This window comes from Zhenhengia yiwuensis (genome assembly GCF_014384995.1).
Classification (GTDB): Bacteria; Bacillota; Clostridia; order Lachnospirales; family Cellulosilyticaceae; genus Zhenhengia; species Zhenhengia yiwuensis.
Window position 1 is genome coordinate 75,801 of sequence record NZ_JACRSY010000001.1, and the last position, 18,071, is coordinate 93,871.

The following is an 18,071-nucleotide window of genomic DNA, read 5'->3' on the forward strand; positions in this document are numbered from 1 at the left end:
ATGGAAAATATAATTTATATCATTGGAGTAGGACCAGGAAATCCTAGGCTTCTGACAGAAGAAGCAAGGACTTGTATTACAGAAAGTGAAGTAATCCTTGGACCTAAAAGGCTTATAGAAGGCACAAGATCTATTGCATCAGAAAAAAGCATACAGATTGCTTGTAAGCTAGGGGAAATGGAAGGTCTGATTGCATCCTATAAAGATAAGAAAAAGGTGAGTGTATTAGCGTCTGGCGATACAGGATTTTATAGCATAGCAAGTTGGCTTAAAAATAAATTTGAAGTGCAATTTAAGATAAACTATATTACAGGGATAAGTTCTTTACAATATTTCTGCAATCGGTTACAAAGACCTTATAATGCTATACATACAGTGAGTGTGCATGGAAGAGAGAATAGGGTATTAGGAGAAATACTCACACATCCTGAAGTGTTTGTGCTTACAGGTGGCACATATAAAGTGCAGCACGTCTGCCAAATGCTTACACAGCAGGGAATGGGGAATGTTAAAGTTTATGTAGGAGAATATCTGTCTTATCCAGAAGAGCGTATTATACAAGGACTGGCAGCAGAATTTATAGAGGAAGAATTTGATGATTTATCTGTTATGCTTATTGAAAGAACAACTGTAGAAGAAAAGAAAGTTGTAAGTTATGGACTACCTGATGAAAGTTTCATAAGAGGTAAGATACCTATGACGAAGGAAGAAGTACGTAGTGTATGTTTATCGAAGTTAGGGCTTATAGAACAGGATATTGTTTATGATATAGGAGCAGGCACCGGTTCAGTAGCTATTGAAATGGCTAGGCTATGCCCAAAAGGTTATGTCTATGCGCTGGAGAAAAAAACAGAAGCAGTAGAACTCATTAAGCTTAATCAGAAGAAGTTTGAAGTCTATAATATGGATGTTATAGAAATGACTTGCCCAGAAGGTATGGAATTATTACCATCACCTGATAAAGTGTTTATAGGAGGAAGTAGCGGCAACTTAAAGGAGATTTTAGAAGTACTCCTTACAAAAAATGAGAATTTAACAATAGTTTTGACAGCTATTACCCTTGAGACTGTAAGTGAGGCATTAAATTGTGGGAAACTTTATGATTTGAGTTTGGACGTAATACAGATGAGTGTGGCTGTAAGCAAAGAAGTAAGCAATTACCATATGATGATGGGCCAAAACCCAATATTTATTATAACAATGAAAGGGAAAAAACAATGAAAACAATACCGAGGCTTATGATTGCAGCCATAGGAAGTGGATCTGGTAAGACAACTTTAACTTGTGCCCTGCTTAGAAATTTTTATATGAGAGGGCGCAAGGTGGTTGCTTTTAAATGTGGGCCAGACTATATAGATCCTATGTTCCATAAAGAAGTACTTCATACACCTTCATATAATTTAGATGTCTTTATGATGGGAAAAGAAAATTGTACTTATTTACTAGAAAAGCATACGAGAGAAGCAGATATAGCTTTAATAGAGGGTGTAATGGGCTTTTATGATGGATTAAGTGATAGTACTCAGGCAAGTTCTTATGAGCTGGCTTATGAAACTAAGACGCCGGTTGTACTGGTAGTTTCCTGTAAGGGAATGGGGCTATCTATTGTACCATTACTTAAAGGCTTTATAGAATTTAGAAAAAACACTATACAAGGAGTTATTTTAAATGATATATCTTCTATGAGTTATGTATACTACAAAAATATGATAGAGAAGCATACATCTCTTAAGGTATATGGTTTTATGCCACATATGGAAGCTTGTAGCTTAGAGAGTAGACACTTAGGGCTGATTACAGCAAAAGAAGTAGAAGATTTAGCAAATAAAATAGAGATTTTAGGAAAAGAGACTAGGGAAACTATTGATTTTGATGGGCTTATCAATTTAGCAAATTCAAGTGCGCAGTTACAGGTTGAAAAGCCTAGGTGCTTGAGGGAAATGAAAGTGCAGGAGGAGAAAGTTAAAATAGGTATTGCTAAAGATAAAGCATTTTCTTTTTATTATGAAGATAACCTAGAGCTTTTAGAATCATTAGGTGTTGAGCTTGTTCCTTTTTCACCCATGGAAGATAAAATATTGCCAGAAGGTATACAAGGTCTTATTTTAGGAGGTGGATATCCGGAAATCTATAGTGCCGAGCTGGCTGCTAATCATGAAATGAAAAGTGCTATTTATAAAGCACTTCAAAAAGGTATGCCATGTATGGCAGAATGTGGTGGATTCATGTATCTGCAAGAGAAAATTAAATTATTAGATGGTACATCTTATGAAATGGTAGGTTATTTAAAGGGTGAGGCTTTTATGACAAAACGCCTTATTAGATTTGGTTATATGGAGCTTGAGTGTGAGAGGGATAATATACTAACGGATAAGGGAGAAAAGCTTAGAGTGCATGAATTCCATTATTCAGATTCTACATATAATGGAGAAAGCTTTATAAGTCGTAAACCTTATAAACAGCAAAACTGGCCAGCTATTATAGCGGATGAACATATTTTTGCAGGCTATCCTCATATTCATTTTTATAACAATCCAGAACTTGCAAAACGTTTTATAGAAAAATGTAGCCAGTATGCTATAATACCAGATAAAATGCATGTTTTACCTAATGAGATTGAAAAAGAAAGTTTTAGAATGATAGAAGAAATTTTAGGTGAAACTGTTCTAGATCCTATTGAAGCACCCATTATTAAACGTGCTATCCATACAAGTGCAGACTTTGATTATGCAAAAAATATGAAGTTTTCACAAGATGCAGTAACGTTAGCTTTAGCGGCTATTAAAAATGGAGCATGCATTGTGACAGATACGCAAATGGCTAAAGCAGGTATTAATAAAACCACACTTAAAAAGTTTGGTATGGAAGTTTTCTGTTTTGTGGCAGATGAAGATGTAGCTGCAGAAGCTAAAGAAAAAGGGATAACACGTTCTGCTATAGCAGTAAAAAAAGCAATAAGTCTTAATAAACCTATTATTTTTGCTATAGGGAATGCACCTACAGCGCTTATTGCCATTGCAGATTATATTGAGCAGGGTATATTGAAACCAGAACTGGTTATTGGAGTACCTGTAGGTTTCGTCAATGTCGTAGAATCTAAAGAGTTAATTATGCAAAAAAATGTACCGTATATTGTAGCGAGAGGAAGAAAAGGAGGCAGTAATGTAGCAGCAGCTATATGTAATGCACTTCTTTATATGGCAGATAATAGAAAATTATAACAAAAAACCCTTTAACCAGTATAAGGTAAAGGGTTTTTTGGCGATTTATGATTATATTATAAAAATTATGTTTAAAATATTGACAAGACAGCTTAAAAAGGGTATTATTAAAAGGTTAAATAATATAATCTACAGTATACTACAGAATAGTGTTTTAGTCAATATAAATTTTCATAAAATATCAGCAAAAGGAGCGTACAGAATATTGAAAGAACAAGTACAAGATCCCAAATTACTGTTTAAGGCTAAATTAGAACAACTTATCACCTTAGCTAAAGAAAGAAAAGGTGTTTTAGAGCAGAGCGATGTTATTGATGCATTTGTGAATATAGATGTAGATCCTGCTAAAATCGAGCAGGTATATGAATATTTAGAAGCTCAAGGTATCGATATTATCGGTAACATGAAAGAAATGGAAATCGAAGAAGAAATCGATATCTCACTCCCAGATGATATGAGTATAGATGATCCTGTACGTATGTATTTAAAAGAAATTGGTAAGGTACCACTTCTTTCAGGAGCAGAAGAGATTGCATTAGCAGAACGTATTGAACAAGGTGATGAAGAAGCAAAAAAACGTCTTGCAGAAGCTAACCTTAGACTTGTAGTAAGCATTGCAAGAAAATATATTGGCCGTGGTATGGCCCTTCTTGACTTAATTCAAGAAGGTAACCTTGGTCTGATTAAAGCTGTAGAAAAATTCGATTACCGTAAAGGTTTTAAATTCAGTACTTATGCAACTTGGTGGATTAGACAAGCTATCACAAGATCTATTGCAGACCAAGCGCGTACTATTCGTATTCCAGTACACATGGTAGAAACTATGAATCGCTTAATGCGTGCTTCTAAACAACTGCTTCAAGAGTTAGGTCGTGACCCACAACCAGAAGAAATTGCAGAATTTATGGACATGCCAGTAGAAAAGGTACGTGAAGTTATGAAAATTTCAAGAGAGCCAGTATCTCTTGATACGCCAATTGGTGAAGAAGAAGATAGTCATTTAGGAGACTTCATTCCAGATGAGGATACGCCAGTACCTATCGAGGCTGCTTCCTTTGCACTTCTTAAAGAGCAGTTAAGTGAAGTACTTGAGACACTTACAGAAAGAGAACAAAAAGTACTTATGCTTAGATTTGGTCTTGAAGATGGACGTGCACGTACCCTTGAAGAAGTAGGTAAAGACTTCAACGTTACAAGAGAGCGTATTAGACAGATTGAAGCGAAAGCTTTAAGAAAACTTCGCCATCCAAGTAGAAGTAACAAACTTAAAGATTATTTACAATAATAAAAATCCTAGTTATTTAGCTTGCTGAATAACTAGGATTTTTTTATCCATACTATTCCTATAAGCAAGGGAGGGAAGGTATGGAAGGAATGAGCCAGATTTTTTATAAGGTTTTAAGTCATTATAAGGATGAAGATTATTTGTATTTTTATTTTAAATATCATCTAGCACCTGTGGTAGAACATTTAAAACCGGCTGCAACATTAACTATAACAAGAGATATACGGGAGAGATGGGATCAGTATGGAGCAGGTGTTGTGAAAAAATTAGGGTTAGAATGGCAAGTGTTAAGAAATAAGGAAAAGAGTATCATTCTTTTTTTATATCGAAAGGAAGCTTTAGAAGATGTAATAAAAGATAGGGATATAGAAGAGTATTTAAGAAAGATTGGATATCCTGTAGAAGATTTAGAAGGTGTGATACAATTTTTGATTAAAAGATATACTTTATTTTCTTACCCTCATGAGATTGGCCTATTACTAGGGATTCCATTAGAAGATGTGAAAGCCTTTACTGACGATCCTTATAGACCATGTCTTTTAAAAGGTTATTGGAAGGTTTATAGTAACCAAGAAAGAGCGAAAGCTCTTTTTAAAGCATACGACCAAGTGCGGCTCAATACTCTAAAAGCACCTATTTAATGTTGAATAGGTGCTTTGCTTACAGAAAGTTTATAGAATAATAAGCTTAACAGTTTATAAACAATATAGCCAATGACTAAAGTTGCTACAAAAAGTTCAATATAAAAAAGCTGATTGACAAAGGTTGCCCATATAGAATTGATAGAATCAAGGTAATGTGCAAACCTTTGAATTGCAACACTTCCAACAGCTAAAGGGAAAGTAAGTGGAGCCAGACCTGGGTGGAATGGAATTTTAAGAAGCTGTGGAAGAAGTGTATAAACATAAGCTGTAGATAAAAGTGCAAGTGGCACTAAAACACTAAGTAGAATAGGGTTAGGATTACTAAAAGTTGCTAAATAACCAGCTAGACATACACTAGCAGGAGCTGCAATAATAGCTAGTGTAACGCGTTTATCATCTTCTACCTTACCATGTGTTGCAATGCGATATAAAAAGGCAAGAAGCATGATAATATAGAGGCCAAAAGCTATATAGAAAATAGAGCGAGATACGTAAGTGGTTTCAACAGCAGGGCTACTTACTGCTGCAACACCAATGCCTACTGTAGGGATAAACCAACTTGGTACAACGTGTTTCCAGTGGAAATTTTGTGTTTGAGCTAGAATGAATAATCCTGCAAGTATAATAAAAAGGACAATAGCAAAAAGCCATACCGCTTGTCCAAAGGGTTTCCCAAAGGTGCGTGCGATAAATCCTGAAAAAACCATAAGAGTCATGGCAATAGTAGGATAGAAGCTTCCAATAAGGCAATGCTGCATTTCATCAAAGCTTTTTTTAGGATGAAGGCAGATTTTAATAAGCATAAGCGTAACAGCTGTAGCTGCAAAAAAATTAGCGAAAGCACGAATCCATAAAGCGCCAAAGTCTCCCCAAAGGTTACCTAAGGTAATGAATCCTAAAGAGATACCAGTAATCGCTACAGGAATATTACCGAAATCATGTTTTGTTAAGTTAATAGATCGATGATGTATAGGGTGCATAATTTCCTCCTAGTGCGTTTATTATGTATATAAATAAAGTATAATAAAAGTGTAATGATAAGTAAAATAAATGTATTTAATGAATATAATAGAAAAAATTAATAATTGAATTAGGGTGAAAATATGTTGGAAGAACTTAAAACTTTTATAGCAGTAGTAGAATGCAAGAATTTTACTAAAGCGAGTGAAAAAATTAATTTATCTCAACCTAGTGTAAGTATTCACATTAAAAACTTAGAAAAGTTCTTTGGAGTAGAGCTCATTATAAGGTCGGTAAAACAAAAGAATATTATTATTACAGAAAGTGGACAGCTTCTTTATAGGAGAGCAAAGGAAATGATTAATCTTTTAGAAATGACAAGGGAGGAGGTTGTGAATCTTTCTAGTAGTGTGAAAGGACATTTAAAAATAGGAGCAACTTATACAATAGGAGAATATATTTTGCCAAACTTTCTGCAGATGTTTTGTGAGCAGTATCCTGAAGTGGAGATAGAAGTAGTCATTGGGAATACAGAAGAAATTAGTCGTAAGGTACAAGGCTTACAAATTGATATAGGGCTTATAGAGGGGATGGGTCATATGGAGGAGTTTAGACAGACTTATTTTTTAAAGGATGAACTTGTTTTAATTCTCCCAAAAACACATGAACTTACTCAAAAGAATCTATCTAATGATGCACTTCAAGAGCAGAAGTGGGTAACAAGAGAGATAGGTTCAGGACTTAGAGAATACTTAGATGTATTTTTAACACATCATCAAATTGTGCCTAGGAGTAAACTGGTTTTTGGGAGTAATTATGCTATTAAAGAAGCAGTAAAAAATGGATTAGGAATTGCTATGGTTTCATGGTATGTGGCAAAAGATGCTGTATTACGTGATGAAGTAAAAATGCTCACGTTAGAGGAAACCTATTATAGAAACTTTTCCTATATTCTTCCTAAAGATTTAGTGACTATGAAAGTTATAGAAGTTTTTGCTCAGACTTTAGAGAGCTTTTATCAAAGTTCTTCAGGAGACTGTTTACCATTATAAATATTTTCAGCACGATCCCAGTTAATGATGTTGAAGAAAGCATCAATATATTCTGGGCGTCTATTTTGATATTTAAGATAATAAGCGTGTTCCCAAAGGTCAATAGTCATAATAGGGGTGAGCCCTAAAGTAATAGGTGTAACTTGGTTTGGTGTATTGAAAATCTCGAGTTTATTATCTGCATTTTTAACAAGCCAAGTCCAGCTTGAGCCAAAGTTTTTAATAGCAGCATCTTTAAAGGCTGTTTTAAAAGCTTCAAAGCTTCCAAAGGTTGTATCTATGGCTGATTTTAAATTGCCTACAGGTTCTTTTGAAGCATTAGGAGCCATGTTATACCATAAGAAATTATGATTATAGACACCACCACCTTGATTGGTTAAATTTGTTTTAAGAGGTTCTGTTAGTGAATCAAGATGAGTAAGGAGTTCGGTAAGAGATTTTTCTCCTAACTGAGGATTGTTAGTAATAATCTCATTAAGCTTATCTACATAAGCCTGATGATGTTTGTCATGATGAAAATGAAGAGTTGCTTCATCGATATAAGGTTCTAATGCAGTATAAGCATAAGGTAGAGGAGGAACAGAAAATAATGTAGACATCAAATCATCCTTTCAAAAATAAGATTGTACTCTTAATATATGTCAGAATACATAAGACCATACATTAATGCTTTACGAAGGCATAGGATATAGGCTACAATAGAGGGAAAGCCATTAGAACAATAGACAGCTAAGGAGAGTGACAACATGGCCTTAAATATTATACAAGACACGACTCTAACTTTTGAACAGAAAGTTGTTGCACTTGCGAGGCATGCAGAAAATAGCCTAAATGTTTTAAATATCAGTAAAGAAGTGCAAGATTTAAGAGATAAGGGTATTATATGTGATCTTTTTGAAGGAAATGCCCCTTATAGACCACGTTATATTTTACCAGATTACGAGAAATTCATGAAAGAAGGCTGTAAGTTCTTAGAACTTGCCCCACCTACTAATATTTGGGAAGCTACACATGCTCTTTTAATTTTTTATAAACATGTACCTTCTATTACAACGATGCCAGTTTACATCGGTAATTTAGATACATTACTTGAGCCATTTGTAAAAGATGAAGATGAGGCGAGACTTGCTATTAAGCTATTCTTAACACACATTGACCGAACGATTACAGATTCATTTTGTCATGCTAATATTGGACCATATGCTACAAAAGCAGGACAAATTATATTAGAAGTAGAACGTGAACTTGAAAATGCTACACCAAATATTACTTTAAAATACAGTGAAGTAACACCAAAAGCTTTTGCTATTGAGGGGATTAAAACAGCTTTAAAAACAGCTAAACCAAGTTTTGCAAATGATAAGATGTTTACACAGGACTTAGGGAACTATGGTATTGCAAGTTGTTATAATGGACTTCCAGTAGGTGGAGGTGCCCATACACTTGTCCGTATGAATTTAGTTAAATTAGCCCATACAGCTAAGAGTGTAGAGGATTTCTTTGAAGTAAAACTACCTCAGGCTATGGCTGCTATGGCCGAATATATTGAGGAACGTATTCGTTTCTTAGTAGAAGAAAGCACTTTCTTTGAAACGCATTTCCTTGTAAAAGAACAATTTATTAGAAAGGATAACTTTACTTCTATGTTTGGGTTAGTAGGCTTGGCAGAATGTGTTAACCATTTATTAGGTGCGACAGCTAAGGAAGAACGTTTTGGTCATTCTAAAGAAGCTGATGCACTAGGCCTTCGTATTATTGAAACTATGCATGGCTTTATTGAGACTCATCCAAGTCCAAATTGCAAGGCTACAAATGAAAAACTTTTATTACATGCACAAGTTGGTATTGGCGATGATATTAATACAAGTCCAGGGTGTCGTATTCCAATTGGAGAGGAACCTGAGCTTTGGAAACATCTTGTACAGTCAGCTGCTTTCCATAAATATTTCCCATCAGGAATTGGTGATATCTTCCCATTTGAAGTAACAGCTATGCAAAATCCTGAGGCTATTTTAAATATTATTGAAGGTGCTTTTGAAGAAGGTATGCGCTATATTTCAATTTATAGTTCAGAATGTGATGTAATTCGTATTACAGGATACCTAGTTAAGAAAAGTGAAATAGAAAAGCTAGATCGTGGTGAAGCAACCCTTCAAGATACGGTTGTACTGGGTCAGGGTCAAGTAAGAAATGGAAAAGTTTTAGAAAGAATGATCCGTGTATGATAGAAGGCGTTATTAATAAAATTATTCCTTTTAGTTCAGTAGATGGCCCAGGAAATCGAACAGCAATCTTTTTGCAGGGATGTAATTTTAATTGTATTTATTGTCATAATCCTGAAACTATTCAGCTTTGCACAGGTTGTGGTAGGTGCGTAGGGAGCTGTCCAAAAGATGCCTTATATCAAGCAGAAGCTACTATAGTGTGGGAAAAAGATAGATGTTGTGAATGTGACACATGTACCGCTTTATGTCAAAAGAGTAGTAGTCCTCGTACAATGAAGATGGATACAGATAGGTTGTTTGAAGAGATGAAACTCTATAAACGCTTTATTGATGGTATTACTGTATCTGGTGGAGAATGTACATTACAGCAAGAGTTTCTAGTAGAGTTGTTTAGGCGTGCTAAGACAGAAGGCTTAACTTGTATGATTGATACTAATGGTTCTAATGATTTTAAGAAGATGCCAGAACTTGTAGCATTATGTGATGGCTTTATGCTAGATGTAAAAGTGTATGATGCTAAAGCTCATGAAAAATATATAGGTGCGCCTAATGAGGCTGTATTAGCAAACTTGCACTATCTCGCTTCTATAGGAAAACTCTATGAAGTAAGGACAGTAGTCGTACCAGAGTTATTCGACAATGAAGAGACAGTACGCTATACAGCAAGTATTCTTACAGGATATGATGCTTCGATTAGATATAAGCTTATTCAGTATAGAAGTATGGGAGTAAGAGAAGAAGGAAAAAAATTACGATCACCTTCTAGAACAGAAATGAATCAGCTTGAACAAATTGCTAAGAAGTTAGGATGTAAGCAAGTCATTGTTGTATAAAAACATTTAAAGGAGAAATTGAGTGAAGAAAATTAATTGGAAAAAGATATTAAATTATTTTGTTATGATGTCGCTTATTTTTTCGATTGTGTTCATTATTATGACCATGATAGCGGCACCAAGTATGGCAGATCCAAATGAACCTTTTGTACGTGTGAAAAGTGATTATGTTTTAATGTTATTACAATGTATAGTTGGAGTATTTGCGATGCTTCTTCCAGGACTATTAAAGAAAAAGATTAATTTAGAAATCCCTTCTAATATGATGATTTTATATACAGTATTTTTATATTGTGCGATTTATTTGGGAGAAGTGCGTAGTTTCTATTATACAGTACCACATTGGGATACTATTTTACATACTTTCAGTGGAGCCATGCTAGGAGCATTAGGATTTTCCTTTGTAAGCTTCCTCAATAAGGCAGAAAGAGTACCTATGCATTTAAGTCCTATGTTTGTTGTTGTGTTTGCTTTCTGTTTTGCAATTACTTTAGGTGTAGCATGGGAAGTATATGAATTTATGGCAGATGGTCTACTTGGTACGAATATGCAAAAGTTTGGACTAGAAGATGGAACAGGCTTTGTAGGAAGAGCAGCATTAATAGATACAATGAAAGACTTAATTGTAGATGCTGTAGGTGCCTTTGTGATGTCTGTTATTGGATATATTTCTCTTAAGTACAAAAAAGGTTGGGTAGAAAATCTACTCCTTGAAATTAGAAAATAAAAAGAACTCAGCGCAGGCTGAGTTCTTTTTTATAGAATGCTGATAATATAGATAAGCGGTACAAATAGAAGAAGACCCGATACATTATAAAAAGTAAATTGTTTAAGGTAAGTACCTTTTTCATTTTCATAGGTGCCTATGTAAAGTTTATAAGAGATGACACTTGCTAAGGAAGCAAGAAGTGTACCTAGGCCTCCTATATTAACCCCTAGAAGTAAAGGCTCATAATAAGATGTAAAACCAGATAAAAGCATAGTAGCGGGAACATTACTTATAAATTGGCTACTAATGAGGGCGGTGAAGTAAGTGCTACTTTCGCTACTTAGTATACTTTGCATAGATGCACGTATGGTAGGAAAAGTAGATACATTCCCCACAAAAATAAAAAAGCCTATAAAAGTTATAAGTAGGCTATAATCTACTTGTTTAAACAGTTTTCTATTAAGAAGAAGTACAAAAGCTAGCACTATAAGGAAAGCCAGTGTACTGTCTAATACATGAAAAACAGAAAGTAAAATAATAAAAAAGAGTATACTAAAACCTATAATATGACTTACTTTACCAACGGTAGGTAGCTCAAGCTCTAAAGACAAAGTTTTCTTAGGCTCTGTAAGTGTAAGTCCTATTAAAAAAATAATAGCTAAAAGCACTACTGGGAGCATAATAGCAAAGAAAGTGCCTATAGATAAATTGTAATAGGAATATAAAAATAAATTTTGAGGATTGCCCATAGGTGTTAGGCAGCTACCTAAATTAGCTGCAAGCGTTTGAAAAATAACAGTTTTAAGTACAGGAAGCTGTACTTTCTTTGAAATAATTAAGGTTAAAGGAACAAAGGTAATAAGGGCCACATCGTTGGTAACGAACATAGCACTTATAAAAGTTATGAAGGTAAGTACAAAAGCCACCTTTTGATAAGAACTGCATTGTTTAAGTAAATAAATGGCTAAGTAATCTAATACCTTAAGTTCTTTAAATGCTGCTACAACGATCATGAGGTTAAAAAGGAGTAAGAGTACCTTAAAGTCAATATAAGACCATTTAGGTATACTGAAACAGGAACTGACAAGAGCCAGTAAAAGAGAAAGTGTAAGGACACTATCTTTCTTTAAGTGATGGAATAGTTTATAAAGCATGATTAAATCTCCCTTGTGTGACTAACATTTTATAACTTAAACTATTGTATAACGAAATAAGAGGTTTATCAATTTAAGAAATAGATAGAACTAGACAACTTATTTAAAGATACGATACAATAAATGCAGCCATATTGTGAGTTTAGAAAAGGAGAATGATATGCAGTGGGTTAAACAGTATAAGTTGACATTAGTAGTCATCCTACTTATTTTAGTTGCAATTTTAATGCCAGGGGATAGTGTACCGAGTGTAGGGATACCAGGGATGGATAAATTAGTGCATTTTGGTATGTTCTTTACATTATCGGGGACTTTCTGTCTGGAGTATGTATGGCAGTATAAATGTATGCCTCGTATGCTCTATACTTTTTTTGGTTTATTTATTTTTGCTTTTATGACAGAAGTGATGCAGCTTTTTGCTGTAAACCGTTCCTTTGATTTAAAAGATTTAGTAGCAGATACCATAGGATTTGTAGTTGCTGCCTTATTATGGAAGGCTTATATGACTTTAATACATAAGAAAAAAGCCTAGTATTCCTAGGCTTTTTTGTTTAGTTATTCATAAACATTTCAAGGTCATCTTCTACACTTGTAATGCCTCCTATATTAAAGTGTGTAATGAGGACATTTAATACATTTGGAGATAAAAATGCAGGAAGTGTTGGTCCAAGATGAATATTTTTAATACCAAGGTGAAGAAGAGAAAGCAGAACGATAACGGCTTTTTGCTCATACCAGGCAATATTGAAAGCAATTGGAAGCTCATTAATATCACTAAGGGCAAATACTTCTTTAAGTTTAAGTGCAATAAGAGCTAAAGAATAAGAATCATTGCACTGACCAGCATCTAATACACGAGGGATGCCGTTAATATCTCCAAGGTTGAGTTTGTTGTATTTATATTTTGCACAGCCAGCTGTCAAAATAACTGTATCTTTTGGAAGGGCTTTAGCGAAATCTGTGTAGTAGTTTCTAGAAGCTTGACGTCCATCACAACCAGCCATCACAAAGAACTTCTTAATAGCACCAGATTTTACAGCATCGACAACTTGGTCAGCAAGTGCAAGTACTTGATTGTGAGCAAATCCTCCCAGAATGCTACCTTGTTCAAGTTCAGTAGGAGCTGTGCATGTTTTAGCAAGTTCAATAAGAGGAGAGAAGTCTTTGTGACCGTTTGCATCTTGTGTAATATGTGTGCAGCCTACAAAGCCAGCAGCTCCTGTTGTGAAAAGGCGATCTTTATAAGAAGCTTTTGGAGGTACAATACAGTTTGTTGTCATAAGAATTGGACCATTGAAGCTTTCGAATTCTTCTTTTTGTTTATGCCATGCATTACCATAGTTTCCTACAAAGTGGTCATATTTTTTGAAAGCAGGATAGTAGTGTGCTGGAAGCATTTCAGAATGTGTATACACATCGATGCCAGTACCTTTGGTTTGCTTGAGAAGTTGTTCTAAGTCTTTAAGGTCATGACCTGAAACAAGAATACCAGGATTTTGGCCTACACCAATATTAACTTTAGTCATTTCGGGATGTCCATAAGTTGTGGTATTGGCTGTATCAAGTAGAGCCATAGCATCTACACCGACTTTACCTGTTTCAAGAGTAAGAGAAATAAGCTCATCTATACTTAAAGAATCATCTAAAGTAGCAGAAAGGCCTTTTTGCATAAAAGCATTAATAGTCTCATCATCAAAGCCTAATTCATTAGCATGTTTCATATAGGCAGAAAGACCTTTAATACCGTAGATAATTAACTCACGAAGACTTCTTACATCTTCATTTTCTGTAGCCAGTACACCTACAGTAAGAGATTTTTGGTCCAATTCACTGCGCTCGCTAGAGGTCCATAGAGCGGCTTCACTAAGGTCTTCTTGGTGTGTAAGTTTTGTTAAAAGATTATTCTTTAAAGCAAGTGTATCTAAAATACGTGTATAAAAAACTTCATTATCGAAGTTAGCATTTGTGATAGTTGTAAAAAGATTTAAAGTAATAGTATGGTTAACAGATGGCTCTACTCCTTTTTTTTCTTGGCGTAATGCTGTTGTAATTTGAGAAAGCCCTTTTGTTACATAGATGAGTAAATCTTGAAGACGTGCAAGTTCAGGAGATTTACCACATACACCGTAAGAGGTACAGCCTGTGCAGTGAGCAGTTTCTTGACATTGATAACAAAACATTTTATTTTCCATTGATAGTATCACTCCTTATGTGAGTTGTATGATTTCTTGACATAAGGATAATATAAATAGAAAAGAAAGTATGTTGCTATAGCAACAAAAAGGAGTACGAAAATGAAAGATTATTTAAGTGTCTTAGAAAAGACGCGTTTATTTAAAAATATAGAGCCTTCTGATTTAGAGAAGCTTATAAATTGTCTTAGAGGTGAGGTGAGAAAATATGAGAGTGGTACATGTATTATAGCATTAGAACAGGAGGTGAATCATATTGGAATTGTGCTTGAAGGACAAGTGGAAATTGTTAAAGAGAATATAGCAGGAGATCGTAATATTATTGCCATGCTTGAAAAAAGTGGTATGTTTGCAGAAGGAATTGTCTGTACACAGAAACGTCTAAGTCCTGTGACAGTACGAACAAAGACAAAAGCAGATGTACTTATGATACCTTATGAGAAGATTATTATTACCTGTGGTGAAAGTTGCACTTTTCATAGCCTGCTGATTCATAATATGCTTATGCTTTTAGGGGAGAAAAATTATGCTCTAAATCATAAGATAGATTTTTTAATCCTAAAGGGAATGAGAGAGAAATTAGCACTTTATTTGTTAGAGGAGGCAAAGAGAAATAAAAGTATGGCCTTTAACATTACTCTAAGTCGTAATGATTTAGCAGAATATCTGAATGTATCACGAAGTGCTATGAGTAGGGAGCTATCGAGAATGAAGGAAGATGGGCTGATTGATTACTATAAAAATAGCTTCAAAATTATAAATGAGGAAGCTTTAAAGAGCTTCCTCCGTTAGTCTTTATAATGGTAGGCAATACCAATACTTCCTGGGCCTACATGTAAGCCAATAACAGGCCCTATGGATTGGATGCGTATAGGTTTATGGAGCTTTTCTTCTAAGGTACTTGCTAAAGCTAAGCCCTCTTCTTCACAGTTAATATGGTGAACAATAAGCTCTTCTAGATTCCCGGGAGATTTAATATCCTCAAGTAAAATGTCTATAAGTTTAGAAACAGCTTTCTTTTTGGTACGTACTTTAGTAAAAACATCTGTCTTACCTTCTTTAGAAACAGTTAAAATAGGTTTAATTTGTAGGAAAGTACCAAGTAGTGCGGCAGCGCCCCCAATCCGCCCACCTTTTTGAAGGTAAGTAAGTACCTCAGGTGTAAAGATAAAGCGACTGTGTGCACGTACATAAGCTGCCCTAGCAAGAACCTCCTCCATACTTTGATGAGTCATAGCAGCCTTCGCAGCCTCTAGTACTACGAATCCCATTTGCATGCAGTTTGTTAAAGAGTCAAAAAGCTCAATAGTTGCATTAGGATATTTTTCAAGTAGCATCTGACGTATAAGGTGACTGCTGGCATATGTTCCACTCATTTCTGAAGAGAGGAAGATACCGAGTATACTATGCCCTTCTTTAATAATATTTTCAAAGGTAGTCAGCATCTCATCAGGTATAGGTTGTGAAGAGGTAGGAATTTCATTAGAAGATGCCATTTGTGTATAGAAATGAGTGTTGGAAAGTTCTGTTTCACGTGTACTTACACCATCTAAAATGACATTTAAAGATACAATGGAAATATCATAGGTGGTGCAAAGGTCTTCAGGAAGATAGGAAGTGCTATCTGTTACAATTTTAATACCCATAATCATGCTCCTTGTAAAGTATAATATTTACTTATTATATCATAATTTTTTTATTTCTTTATCATTTCTTGACTTTTCTATAGTATAAATTTATATATAATAAAGGCAAAATAGATCTAGAAAGTACATAAAGTAAGAGAGGTTAATCTATGGAAAGTTTTGACGTTGTGATAAGATATATGCAGGACTACGGTATAATCTTTTTATTTGTAATCGTATATTTAGAGTATCTGAACTTGCCAGGTCTACCAGCAGGTATTATTATGCCAGCAGCAGGGATGCTTATAGCAAGAAGTGATATAAGTTTTATTTATGCTTTGAGTATATCTGTTCTAGCAGGCCTGCTTGGAAGTTATACCTTATATGCTATAGGGTATTTTATAGGGACTCCTATAGTAGATAAGATTTATGAGAAGTATGAAAAAATGAGACCTTCCATTGATAAGAGCTTTGGCTATATTGATAAGTATGGGAATGGAGGAGTTTTTGTCAGTAGACTTATTCCTGTTGCGCGTACACTCATCTCTTTAGTAGGGGGAACTGTACGTATGAAACTTAGAGGTTTTACCTTCTACTCTATTATAGGGATTACTTTATGGAATGCAGGTTTTATTTTAGCAGGTTATTTATTAGGAATATGGGGGAGATAAAATGAGTACTTTAGAGCAATTTAAAAACTATGTTAAGAAAATCAATGATTTTGAGCATGCAGCTATGATTCTAAACTGGGATATGGAAACTAAGATGCCTAAAAAAGGTGCTAAGGCACATATTTCGGCGCTTACGACGCTTTCAAGTGAGGCGTTTAAAATGAGTATATCAGGCGAGATGAAGGGATATTTAGATACTTTATCTATGCCAGATGAGTGGGCGAATTTAGATGAAATTTCACGTAAGATGGTAGAACATATTAAAGAAGGGTATGAGGAGTCTAAAAATATTCCAGAAGACCTTTATGCAAGATATGTAGAGCTTACTTCGACTTCACAGAATGTATGGGGAGAAGCAAAGCATAACAGTGATTTTGAAACAATGCGTCCTTATTTTGAAGAAATGATTAGTCTTAATAAGACTATGGCACAGTATATAGATCCTAATAAAAAGCCTTATGATGTGCTTTTAAATAGATATGAAAAAGGGATTGATGAAGCTACTATTACGCGTACCTTTGAAACGCTAAAAAAAGGTGTTATACCATTGGTAGAAGCTATTAAAGAAAAGCCTAAAGTAGATGAAAGTATGTTTAAAGGTGAGTTCTCTAAAGAAGATCAAGAAAAGCTTGGTTACTATTTATTAGAGGCTATAGGCTATTCTTTAGAAGCAGGAAGGCTTGATGAAAGTGAACATCCTTTTACTATAGGAAATGCACCTTGTGATGTAAGAATTACGACGAACTATGATTTAACAGACTTAAGAAGCTCTGCATTTAGTATTTTACATGAAGGTGGACATGGACTTTATGAGCAGCATATTAATCCTGCACTTATAGGGACTACTTTAAATACAGGCACCTCTATGGGTATTCATGAGAGTCAATCTCGTTTTTATGAAAATATTATAGGGCGTAATAAACATTTCTGGATGAATCACTATAATAAGATAAGTGAAATTTTTCCAAGTTATAAAAATGTATCATTAGAGGCATTTTATAAAGGAATGAATGTGGTACAGCCATCACTTATTCGAACAGAAGCAGACGAACTGACTTATAATCTACATGTTATTATCCGCTTTGAATTAGAGAAAGCTTTATTTGATGGCACTCTAGAAGTTAAAGATTTACCTATAGCGTGGCATGATAAGATGCAAGCATACTTAGGCATTGTACCAGTAAATCATAAGGAAGGGGTGCTTCAAGATGTGCATTGGGCAGGAGGTATGTTTGGCTACTTCCCATCTTATGCATTAGGTAATATTTATGGTGGACAGTTCCTCATGCAGATAGAGAAGGAACTGGGAGGATTAGATACTCTTCTTGAAAAAGGTGAGCTTATGAAAGTATCAGATTGGCTTACTGAACATGTACACACTTTTGGATGTATGAAAGCGCCTATGCAGATTATACAAGATGCATGTCAGAGCCATTTAGATGCAACACCTATTATAAGATATTATACGGATAAATATACTAAACTTTATAATCTTTAAAA

At 34.7% G+C, this 18,071-nt stretch carries 17 protein-coding genes; 12 read left to right on the forward strand and 5 right to left on the reverse strand.

The features are described 5' to 3' along the window. The 4 genes from cbiE (at position 1) to H8718_RS00340 (ending at position 5,147) form a co-directional block, all read left to right on the forward strand. Positions 1-1,221 carry a precorrin-6y C5,15-methyltransferase (decarboxylating) subunit CbiE gene (gene cbiE / locus H8718_RS00320; protein ID WP_249331102.1) on the forward strand — a complete coding sequence of 407 codons (1,221 nt, stop codon included), beginning with the start codon at positions 1-3 and terminating at the stop codon, positions 1,219-1,221. Further along, on the forward strand, positions 1,218-3,221 hold the full coding sequence (locus H8718_RS00325; RefSeq protein WP_330597561.1) for a cobyrinate a,c-diamide synthase: 2,004 nt from the start codon (positions 1,218-1,220) through the stop codon (positions 3,219-3,221). The genes cbiE and H8718_RS00325 overlap by 4 nt, the downstream gene beginning before the upstream one ends. 205 nt (positions 3,222-3,426) lie before the next feature. Beyond that, positions 3,427-4,506 (forward strand): RNA polymerase sigma factor RpoD, encoded by a 1,080-nt coding sequence (rpoD, locus tag H8718_RS00335; protein ID WP_249331103.1) that lies wholly within the window; start codon positions 3,427-3,429, stop codon positions 4,504-4,506. 80 nt (positions 4,507-4,586) lie between these two features. Next, positions 4,587-5,147 carry a DUF3793 family protein gene (locus tag H8718_RS00340; RefSeq protein WP_249331104.1) on the forward strand — a complete coding sequence of 187 codons (561 nt, stop codon included), beginning with the start codon at positions 4,587-4,589 and terminating at the stop codon, positions 5,145-5,147. On the opposite strand, the gene H8718_RS00345 is transcribed toward H8718_RS00340, so the two are convergent. Then, a complete protein-coding gene (locus H8718_RS00345) occupies positions 5,144-6,130 on the reverse strand; it encodes a TDT family transporter (RefSeq protein WP_177671262.1) in 987 nt (328 codons plus the stop codon). The genes H8718_RS00340 and H8718_RS00345 overlap by 4 nt on opposite strands. Before the next feature lie 123 nt (positions 6,131-6,253). On the opposite strand from H8718_RS00345, the gene H8718_RS00350 reads away from it, so the two are divergent. After that, positions 6,254-7,162 (forward strand): LysR family transcriptional regulator, encoded by a 909-nt coding sequence (locus tag H8718_RS00350; protein ID WP_249331105.1) that lies wholly within the window; start codon positions 6,254-6,256, stop codon positions 7,160-7,162. Here the strand turns inward: H8718_RS00350 and H8718_RS00355 are convergent. Beyond that, positions 7,129-7,761, reverse strand: a complete 633-nt coding sequence (locus H8718_RS00355) for a superoxide dismutase (protein WP_177671260.1) — start codon at positions 7,759-7,761, stop codon at positions 7,129-7,131. The two genes, H8718_RS00350 and H8718_RS00355, sit on opposite strands and share 34 nt — an antisense overlap. A 147-nt stretch (positions 7,762-7,908) precedes the next feature. On the opposite strand from H8718_RS00355, the gene H8718_RS00360 reads away from it, so the two are divergent. From H8718_RS00360 to H8718_RS00370, 3 genes are read left to right on the forward strand one after another with little or no spacing between them, the layout of a single operon-like run. Next, the gene (locus H8718_RS00360; RefSeq protein ID WP_249331106.1) at positions 7,909-9,387 is read left to right on the forward strand and encodes a YjjI family glycine radical enzyme; all 1,479 of its coding nucleotides are present in this window, start codon (positions 7,909-7,911) and stop codon (positions 9,385-9,387) included. Beyond that, positions 9,384-10,220, forward strand: coding sequence for a YjjW family glycine radical enzyme activase (locus H8718_RS00365; protein WP_283246116.1), 837 nt, complete (start codon positions 9,384-9,386; stop codon positions 10,218-10,220). The genes H8718_RS00360 and H8718_RS00365 overlap by 4 nt, the downstream gene beginning before the upstream one ends. Before the next feature lie 22 nt (positions 10,221-10,242). Next, entirely contained in the window at positions 10,243-10,947 is a 705-nt protein-coding gene (locus tag H8718_RS00370; protein ID WP_320651528.1) for a hypothetical protein, read from the forward strand. A 29-nt stretch (positions 10,948-10,976) separates the two neighbouring features. Here the strand turns inward: H8718_RS00370 and H8718_RS00375 are convergent, their stop codons facing one another. Then, entirely contained in the window at positions 10,977-12,083 is a 1,107-nt protein-coding gene (locus H8718_RS00375; RefSeq protein WP_249331107.1) for an SLC13 family permease, read from the reverse strand. A gap of 160 nt (positions 12,084-12,243) precedes the next feature. Here H8718_RS00375 and H8718_RS00380 point away from each other — a divergent pair, with 160 nt between their 5' ends. Then, complete coding sequence (locus H8718_RS00380; protein WP_249331108.1) at positions 12,244-12,615, forward strand: VanZ family protein; 372 nt, start codon at positions 12,244-12,246, stop codon at positions 12,613-12,615. Between the two features lie 19 nt (positions 12,616-12,634). Here the strand turns inward: H8718_RS00380 and hcp are convergent, their stop codons facing one another. Beyond that, complete coding sequence (gene hcp / locus H8718_RS00385) at positions 12,635-14,275, reverse strand: hydroxylamine reductase (protein ID WP_249331109.1); 1,641 nt, start codon at positions 14,273-14,275, stop codon at positions 12,635-12,637. 102 nt (positions 14,276-14,377) lie between these two features. Here hcp and H8718_RS00390 point away from each other — a divergent pair, with 102 nt between their 5' ends. Continuing rightward, a complete protein-coding gene (locus H8718_RS00390; protein ID WP_177671255.1) occupies positions 14,378-15,067 on the forward strand; it encodes a Crp/Fnr family transcriptional regulator in 690 nt (229 codons plus the stop codon). On the opposite strand, the gene H8718_RS00395 is transcribed toward H8718_RS00390, so the two are convergent. After that, on the reverse strand, positions 15,064-15,921 hold the full coding sequence (locus tag H8718_RS00395; RefSeq protein WP_249331110.1) for a DegV family protein: 858 nt from the start codon (positions 15,919-15,921) through the stop codon (positions 15,064-15,066). The genes H8718_RS00390 and H8718_RS00395 overlap by 4 nt on opposite strands. A gap of 149 nt (positions 15,922-16,070) precedes the next feature. Between H8718_RS00395 and H8718_RS00400 the strand changes: the two genes are divergently transcribed. Continuing rightward, entirely contained in the window at positions 16,071-16,571 is a 501-nt protein-coding gene (locus H8718_RS00400) for a DedA family protein (protein ID WP_249331111.1), read from the forward strand. 1 nt (position 16,572) lies between these two features. Continuing rightward, positions 16,573-18,069 carry a carboxypeptidase M32 gene (locus H8718_RS00405; protein ID WP_249331112.1) on the forward strand — a complete coding sequence of 499 codons (1,497 nt, stop codon included), beginning with the start codon at positions 16,573-16,575 and terminating at the stop codon, positions 18,067-18,069. Positions 18,070-18,071: the final 2 nt, after the last annotated feature.

What these genes read in the sequence shown, in the direction of transcription:
- H8718_RS00340 (WP_249331104.1), top strand. Translation starts at nt 4,587, where the DNA reads ATGGAAGGAATGAGCCAGATTTTTTATAAGGTTTTAAGTCATTATAAG.
- H8718_RS00390 (WP_177671255.1), top strand. Translation starts at nt 14,378, where the DNA reads ATGAAAGATTATTTAAGTGTCTTAGAAAAGACGCGTTTATTTAAAAAT.
- H8718_RS00365 (WP_283246116.1), top strand. Translation starts at nt 9,384, where the DNA reads ATGATAGAAGGCGTTATTAATAAAATTATTCCTTTTAGTTCAGTAGAT.
- cbiE (WP_249331102.1), top strand. Translation starts at nt 1, where the DNA reads ATGGAAAATATAATTTATATCATTGGAGTAGGACCAGGAAATCCTAGG.
- H8718_RS00380 (WP_249331108.1), top strand. Translation starts at nt 12,244, where the DNA reads ATGCAGTGGGTTAAACAGTATAAGTTGACATTAGTAGTCATCCTACTT.
- H8718_RS00395 (WP_249331110.1), bottom strand. Translation starts at nt 15,921, where the DNA reads ATGGGTATTAAAATTGTAACAGATAGCACTTCCTATCTTCCTGAAGAC.
- H8718_RS00360 (WP_249331106.1), top strand. Translation starts at nt 7,909, where the DNA reads ATGGCCTTAAATATTATACAAGACACGACTCTAACTTTTGAACAGAAA.
- H8718_RS00400 (WP_249331111.1), top strand. Translation starts at nt 16,071, where the DNA reads ATGGAAAGTTTTGACGTTGTGATAAGATATATGCAGGACTACGGTATA.
- H8718_RS00325 (WP_330597561.1), top strand. Translation starts at nt 1,218, where the DNA reads ATGAAAACAATACCGAGGCTTATGATTGCAGCCATAGGAAGTGGATCT.
- H8718_RS00355 (WP_177671260.1), bottom strand. Translation starts at nt 7,761, where the DNA reads ATGTCTACATTATTTTCTGTTCCTCCTCTACCTTATGCTTATACTGCA.
- H8718_RS00345 (WP_177671262.1), bottom strand. Translation starts at nt 6,130, where the DNA reads ATGCACCCTATACATCATCGATCTATTAACTTAACAAAACATGATTTC.
- H8718_RS00375 (WP_249331107.1), bottom strand. Translation starts at nt 12,083, where the DNA reads ATGCTTTATAAACTATTCCATCACTTAAAGAAAGATAGTGTCCTTACA.
- H8718_RS00350 (WP_249331105.1), top strand. Translation starts at nt 6,254, where the DNA reads ATGTTGGAAGAACTTAAAACTTTTATAGCAGTAGTAGAATGCAAGAAT.
- hcp (WP_249331109.1), bottom strand. Translation starts at nt 14,275, where the DNA reads ATGGAAAATAAAATGTTTTGTTATCAATGTCAAGAAACTGCTCACTGC.
- H8718_RS00405 (WP_249331112.1), top strand. Translation starts at nt 16,573, where the DNA reads ATGAGTACTTTAGAGCAATTTAAAAACTATGTTAAGAAAATCAATGAT.